This is a genomic window from Vibrio penaeicida (assembly GCF_002933855.1).
In the GTDB taxonomy this organism is placed as follows: Bacteria; Pseudomonadota; Gammaproteobacteria; order Enterobacterales; family Vibrionaceae; genus Vibrio; species Vibrio penaeicida_A.
The window spans coordinates 1-6,721 of the sequence record NZ_BFAQ01000052.1 but is presented as its reverse complement, the minus strand read 5'-3'; the positions used below and the strand labels follow the sequence as shown (position 1 = coordinate 6,721).

Genomic DNA, 6,721 nt, shown 5'->3' with positions numbered 1-6,721 from the left:
AAATGGATATAACAAAAGCTTCAAACCGACAAACAACGCGTGGCATTTTTAGTTTGCGGTGAATTTAGTGTTTAAGGCGTAATGCAGCGGCTTGTTTTGTGCGTTGTCTGCGGTTTAAGCTGGCGTTATGAAGCATCTAGAAAAATTCAGTAAAATTAGGGGCTAAGGTTCAATATTTGCTTATATTTTTATCATGATTTGAATCTTTCCCAATTGAAAATCCGTTATGTTTCTTTGGTGAAATGCCGCTTGGGTTTCATCAAAAGGCAAATTGGCTGTTTGGGTATTTTTGCCAAGTAATTCTTTCTATCAGCCATTTGCTGCACCGTGATTTTTGCGGGGCGGCAGTACTTTGAAAAGCTCCAAACTTGGTGGGTGTTTTAAGTCAACTCGTTGTGGGTTTGTCGTATAGCTGCCAACATTTTGTGAATTGGCTCTGCGTCTCAACCTTCTGTATTTGCTGAAAATCTGTGGTTGCCGTAAAGTCCGTTCATAACAAACAATTCAAACAGACCAAAAACGTGTGGCACTTTTAGTTTGCGTTGAGTTTAGTGTTTAAGGTGGCATGCAGAAGCGGTATTTGTACGTTTTTGGCAGTTTAATAGGGCGTTAGTTGCCATGCGTGAATATGGCATTTAACATCATTTGTTTCACTTATAGAAAATATGCAACTTACAGTATATAATCCCGCATGTTGGCTAGCAATGATAATGATAGAGGTAAAATGTTAAGCAAACATATGTTTCACTTCGCTCTAGTTCATGAGCAATTCGCTGAAACTGGCGATTTAGTTAGGGGACTTTTGCCTCTTTTTACTCCGCTTTTATCTGACTTGGAAGGCAAAGAGTTCGTACCAGAAAAGTTTTGTAAAGAGATAAATGCTACATATGGTCTAGAAATGCATCCATATGTAGCCGAAGATCTTGCGCCAAAATTAGTGGAGGCAGGGGTCTTAACTATCATAAATGAGAGGAACAAGGGCAAAAGATATTATATCGATTCAATTCCAAAAATAGACAATGCCAAGCTTCAGTCTGATATACAAAAAATATTCAATGAGTATGAGAAGTATGCTAAGAAGAATATGAAGCGAGCGAAGGTCGCTAACCCTGATATAGACTATTCAAGTGAGTTTATCTCAAGATTGGTTCAGATAGATACATTTGTAGAAAAATATGCCCCTAGCAAAGTTAAACAATATAAATGTAGCGACATTCTGGACTACACTTTTGTCTGGTTTGTAAATGCAATTGAAGAGAAAGGCGGTGAACTAAAAGAAGTACTAAATAAAGCCTATTCAGGCTGTATTTTGTCAGAAGTCGTTCTGAGTATTAAAGAACCATCCATCGCAAATGGTTCGATTAATGGAAAAAGTTTCTATATAGACGCCCCTATTCTACTCAACGTATTAGGCTTTAACGATGATTACTCCGTTCAATGTTCAAGGCTATTGATCAACAAAATTCTCGATGAAGGTGGTATTCTGACTACAACCGAAAACTATATTGAAGAGGCTCAAACCTCCATTAGAATAGCACTTTCAAATAGAGATAGAAAACAACCCAGAGTTAGCTCTTTAGATCATTATATTTTCAAGAACCCAAGCAAGATCATCGATGTAAGAACGGCTCAGAATAGTGTAAAAGATATTTTATCTCAACAATACAATTTCAGCGTTAATAATAAGTATATAAACATATCTTCATATGCAAGTAACCATCATGGGGTTGCTCTAAAAGAGAAGTTATCAACTGAATTATCTTGGTATAGTAATGAAGTTGCATTGTACAATGACGTTGAGTCTATTACATATGTTGTAGCTAATCATGGTTACTCTTCGATTAAGAATATCGCTGAATCCAAATCTTTTCTAATATCACCGAATGAGAGCTTGATTAAATCAGCTAATAAGGTTTTGTATACACTTAGAACATTTACTAAGCCAGATATGACCCCTTTACTTAGTGAAAAAAAATTAGCGGTGCTCTTATGGGTTATTAGTGGCGGAGTTGGTCAAGATATAACTTCGCTCACGCTTGTTAGCTCTTGTGCTCGTGCTTTTGAGATGCACAAAGAGGTGTTCTATAAGGTTAAAGAGTTCTTAAAGAACTTACCGGAAGAAAAAGTTAAAGACTATGAACGCATAGTTTGTAATGATCGCGTCTTTAACTATCTAATCGATGAGGTGGGCTCAAACTATAACCAAATAGATGAAGATAACTTCGAAGAACTACTTGTTCAATCTAAAATTAGGCTTGATGAAGAAGAAAGATTAAAAGAGGAGCTCTATAATTCCGAGAAGTCTAATTTGGAAGATAAGGTTAGAAAGGTTGAGTTAGAAAGAAACAAAGCTCGTGAAGCTATTGTTACCAAATCAAAAGACCAAGTTATTAAGGAAAAGCAAAATTCTGAACTTAATGACAAGGTTGGAAAGCTACAAGAAAAAGTAGAGTCTTTGGAACGTCAAACATCTGAATCCAAGAGTAGCTATCTTAATGAAATTGAAAAAGTTAAAGATGAATCATTTCGATGCATTGAAGATGGCGTTCATGCTGCCCGCAAGGAATTAAGTGCGGATAACTTTTCTCGTTTATCGCTATTTTTTGAGAAAATTCTTAGATTACTTGTGTCCTTAACGTTGGCTTTGGTTTGTTATCAAGTAAGTGCGATGTCGCTCCCAGACACCATTGTTTTTGCTGATATTACTATATCTGGTGAAACTGCGGGTTTCGTTAAATACTTTGTTTCGGTAATACCATTTATTGCAACTTGGGCATTACCAGACTTGATTTTTGGTGGAACTATTAAAAAGCTAAGTGATAAAACGGCTGGTAGAATTTTGACTGCGTCTTAGGCTGTACAATGTTAGTTACGTTCGCAAGAGTGATAAATGGCAACTAACAATCTGTTTAAGAGGGATTCGCAACGCATGGCATTTTTACTATGCGTTGGTTTGAGTGATTACGGTGGTATGCGGCGGCTTTGGTATTGCGCTGCTCACCCCTTAACAGGGCGTTAGGTTTTACTTGAAAGCAGTGGTAATAATTCAACTGTCTTCTTTGGTGTCGCTGGGCATTTGTTTCGTGTAGGTTCAGCAATTTTCTTCTTTCCCAACATCATCCTTTTTCGGGTTGCTTCATTTAAATTTGGGGTAGGGGTGTTGGGAGTTCTGGTTGGCTCAAAGCACCGGAGAATTTCATTACCAATGAAGCCAGCGTGAGCTGAATATTTTGCGCATTGGGTGGTTACTTTGGTTCATGCCCTGTGATTGTGCTCATAAAGTTCCAATGAATCATGCAGTTCTTTGCCAAGTAGTGCGGAGGATTGTGTTAAAACCTAACAAAAGCTTCAAGCCGACTGCCAACGTGTGGCATTTTTGGTTTGAATTCAGTTTAGTGTTTACGCTGGTCAATTTGAGGTTTGTGGTAGGTTGTCAGCAACTTAAGCTAAGCGTTAAGTTTAAGGAAAAAATAATGAGATTAGTTCTATTGCTAGTATGCTTTTGTGTGTCAATTGGTGCGTCAGCAGGAAAAGGTGATGGCATTATCACAGATGTCACGCTTAGGGCACAAGACAATATTATGTTGATACGAATGGACAACTATCAGTCACTTGCTGACTGTGTTTCTTGGGAACATCCATTCGGAATGCGTTACGATAGCGATGTGGCTAAAGCTCTTTATTCTATGTTTCTTTCAGCTAAAGCAACTGGGGAAAGAGTAAGGGTTGTTGGTACAGGTGAATGCAGCCGCGGGACTAGTGGGTTTGAGTTTATTCAAGAGGCAAACATCGGGCCGTGGGGGAAATAAACTTAACAAAAGCTTCAAACCGACAGCCAACGCGTGGCACTTTTGGTTTGCAGTGAATTCAGTGTTTAAGGCACACTGAGACCACTTTTAAGAGTTTGTTTTCGTTGAAGAAAAAATTCCCTCCAAAATCCCTCCAAAAAATCCCTCCAAAACCCCCTTAAAAGGGTGCTTTTTTCGTGATTTAGATCACTGTGGAACGAGGGCGATTTTGGTGTATTCACGACCGCGATTGTCGTGGTATCGATCTGTCATCGTCTGCGATTTATGACCCAATAAAGTTTGTGTATCAAATCCAATCGCATAATACGTTCGTTCAGCAAGAGAGCGTATTTCGTGAAATGTTGGTTCGGTGCCTTCCCACTTTAAAAGGGTTGCGTTTCTTGCTTCTCGAAAGCCTTGAGTCAATGAACCAGGGTGTACTTTGTCACCACATTTTACTCCATAGCCATTTCGAGCGTGGTGGATGAGGTAAGGCGTGATGAACTTCCTTTCTCTACATCCATCAATGATGCTTTCCAACGATTCATTCAGTAAAGGGTTGGTTAACGCTAGAGGAAACGCCAGTTTTGTTTTACCACGAGACTTGTTGGTTGCGACCTGCAAATAACCATCTTTCACATCCTTAAATCTGAGTCGGACTATGTCTTCTCGCCTCAGTCCCGTGGTTAACGCCAACTTCATGGCATTGACCAAGAAAGGAGAGTGCTCTTCTATGGCTGCTGCGAGGATCGGTGCCCAGTCGGACTCAGATAACCTTGAGCGTTTGACTTCTGATTTAGGTGGTTTAGTCGCCAGTGGGGGATTGAAGCCAGGTTCGACCTCACCAGCGTATTGCGCTTCTTTATAAATATCAATCCAAGTACCTCGAATGACTTGTGCCATGCGGGTTTTGTTGGCTTTTCGATATTCATTCAATATGGCGACAATGACACGCGTAGTCACTTCATCAATTCGTAGGTGACCACAGCGCGCATTAATGATCCGAATCGCTGTCCGTTTGGACTTGATGGTTGACTCGACGATTTCTCCCTCTTTTAATCGGTCATCTTGCAGTTTTAGGTACTGTTCACACCACCTTCTTGTACTCAAAACCCCTTTGGCGTCAGGACCTGAATCAGCATTCAACAAATAGGAGAAGTGATCCGCCAATTGCTGGTTGATGCGTTGGTTCAAGTCTTTAGCGACACTCATCGCTCGGTTTTTGTCACAACCCAATCCATGGAACTTACCTGTTCTAGGATCTTTATATTGGAAATATACTTTTCCCGTTCTTTTATCGAACTTTTGGTAGAGGTTTTCGACATCGATTTGATGGCTTCTAGGTCTGGCTGCCATGATTAAAAATCCTTTCGACTAGCGGATCGGTAATATCAGATTGTGTGGTGTCGGTCAGCCCGACGAAACGGGCATCACGCTCACATTTCCACTTACGACCTACCTTTACAGGAGGTGGGAAAATTTGTTTGGTTTTTGCCCAGTGGGACAAGGTGTTTTTGCAGTAGCGTTCATTTGGAAATACGCTCTCTGCCCAAGTGGCGATGTCGATCAATTCATAATGGCTCATGAGTGCCTCCTTGCGCCTTGGTGTCGATCTGGCGAATCGTTTTTCTTTACCGCAATGGATGAGAATGCGTAAGGTATCCCCTAAGTGTTCAGTCTTGTGCGGCAAGAAGGTAGTCACCATAGCCAATATTGTTGGCGAGTGACAAGACGTCCACAGGGCTTCCTAATACTCTGTATCGGAATTGCGCATTCTGTTCAAAATGGCGCAATCCGATCCTTTGTTAGCTTTGGTCTCGTTCGGTACACTCCAGTGCTCTTAGTTTAATGAGCTGCTGTTTGTATGCTTCACGTGCTTTGGTTTGCTCTGTTTTCTTTAGTGCCTGAGCGTCTGCGACGACGTTGATCAGTTCACGCTCACTTTGAGCGTACTTAATCTTGAGTAGAATGGCTTCTAAGGTAATAGGCTCCTCTTGTTCAATTTGATGGTCGTCATGCGCCTCTGCCGTTAATCTATGCAAGAGCTTTTCTTTTTGTGTCCCTTCTTTAATAGGAGGTGGATTGATGGTTTTTTCTTGGATAGATACCAGTTCATCTGGTGTATACACCCCCATGATGACGTCTGGAGCGTATAGTCGTGCCCATCGTTTTATTGCTAGGTACGCAAGCTGCTGTTTCGGATCAGACGCCCATAGAGTGGAGTTACGTACTTGAGCTTGGGTGAGAAACAGTTCCAGCTCACGAGGCTCTTCTTCGCCTTTGAGAGTGGCCCAGACTTTAATACCCAAGCCCAATTCATCTTCCGGTTTCCAATTGGGGGCTTGATAAGTCTTACCGCTGCTATTTTGTTTGTTAGCAAACTTGCCGATGACGTTAGACCAATCACCAAACCACTCAAAATGTATCCTATCTTTGGTTGGTGCCATAGCGATGATCACGGCGTTGACCAGCTGCGCTTCATAACCAAGTGTGCCGTTGACGAGGTGGGTTTTCTGAGCCACTGAATGGGGGTTCATCCGCCACTGCATGGCTTGGATGGTCACAGCTAGGCAATCACCTGGATTGCCTCTAAGGTGGGTAGGCACGGTGGACTTGCCCGATGCCATTAACTCTGCGAACCTTTCTAGTCTCGGCATGAGATCTGGATTGAACATCATTGATGTAATGTCTACGTTAGAGTTGACCGATTCTGGCTCAGCGTTCAGTATCGCCAGTTCTTGATCAGAGAGTTGGACACTCATAAGATCCTCCTTACACTCTAAATACTCGAGTGTGGTTTGTCGTGGTATATTGTGCCGCTAGGGCTGGGTGTGCTTTTTTTAGTGCAGTGACATCGATACGTTTGCTGCTCTGCGATTTCCAAGAGCACAGTTTTTTACCTTCCTCATCCAGTAGTACATCGGCGTGATCCC

Annotated in this window: 5 protein-coding genes; 2 read left to right on the top strand and 3 right to left on the bottom strand. The window is 41.5% G+C overall.

The window, feature by feature from the left end:
- Positions 1–724 precede the first annotated feature (724 nt).
- Together VPNCDNU1_RS25640 and VPNCDNU1_RS28745 are read left to right on the top strand one after the other, a co-directional pair.
- The gene (locus tag VPNCDNU1_RS25640; RefSeq protein ID WP_104403001.1) at positions 725–2,854 is read left to right on the top strand and encodes a hypothetical protein; all 2,130 of its coding nucleotides are present in this window, start codon (positions 725–727) and stop codon (positions 2,852–2,854) included.
- Between the two features lie 619 nt (positions 2,855–3,473).
- Positions 3,474–3,809 (top strand): hypothetical protein, encoded by a 336-nt coding sequence (locus VPNCDNU1_RS28745; RefSeq protein ID WP_145959490.1) that lies wholly within the window; start codon positions 3,474–3,476, stop codon positions 3,807–3,809.
- 186 nt (positions 3,810–3,995) lie between these two features.
- Here VPNCDNU1_RS28745 and VPNCDNU1_RS25630 read toward each other — a convergent pair whose 3' ends face one another.
- From VPNCDNU1_RS25630 to VPNCDNU1_RS25620, 3 genes are all read right to left on the bottom strand, one after another.
- Entirely contained in the window at positions 3,996–5,144 is a 1,149-nt protein-coding gene (locus VPNCDNU1_RS25630; protein ID WP_104403000.1) for a phage integrase Arm DNA-binding domain-containing protein, read from the bottom strand.
- Positions 5,128–5,373 carry an excisionase gene (locus VPNCDNU1_RS25625; protein ID WP_104402999.1) on the bottom strand — a complete coding sequence of 82 codons (246 nt, stop codon included), beginning with the start codon at positions 5,371–5,373 and terminating at the stop codon, positions 5,128–5,130. The genes VPNCDNU1_RS25630 and VPNCDNU1_RS25625 overlap by 17 nt, the downstream gene beginning before the upstream one ends.
- Before the next feature lie 220 nt (positions 5,374–5,593).
- On the bottom strand, positions 5,594–6,550 hold the full coding sequence (locus tag VPNCDNU1_RS25620; RefSeq protein WP_104402998.1) for a RecT family recombinase: 957 nt from the start codon (positions 6,548–6,550) through the stop codon (positions 5,594–5,596).
- Positions 6,551–6,721 lie beyond the last annotated feature (171 nt).

Bases quoted from the DNA above. Each gene is read 5' to 3' on its own strand.
- VPNCDNU1_RS25640 (WP_104403001.1), top strand. From the start codon at position 725: ATGTTAAGCAAACATATGTTTCACTTCGCTCTAGTTCATGAGCAATTC.
- VPNCDNU1_RS28745 (WP_145959490.1), top strand. From the start codon at position 3,474: ATGAGATTAGTTCTATTGCTAGTATGCTTTTGTGTGTCAATTGGTGCG.
- VPNCDNU1_RS25630 (WP_104403000.1), bottom strand. From the start codon at position 5,144: ATGGCAGCCAGACCTAGAAGCCATCAAATCGATGTCGAAAACCTCTAC.
- VPNCDNU1_RS25625 (WP_104402999.1), bottom strand. From the start codon at position 5,373: ATGAGCCATTATGAATTGATCGACATCGCCACTTGGGCAGAGAGCGTA.
- VPNCDNU1_RS25620 (WP_104402998.1), bottom strand. From the start codon at position 6,550: ATGAGTGTCCAACTCTCTGATCAAGAACTGGCGATACTGAACGCTGAG.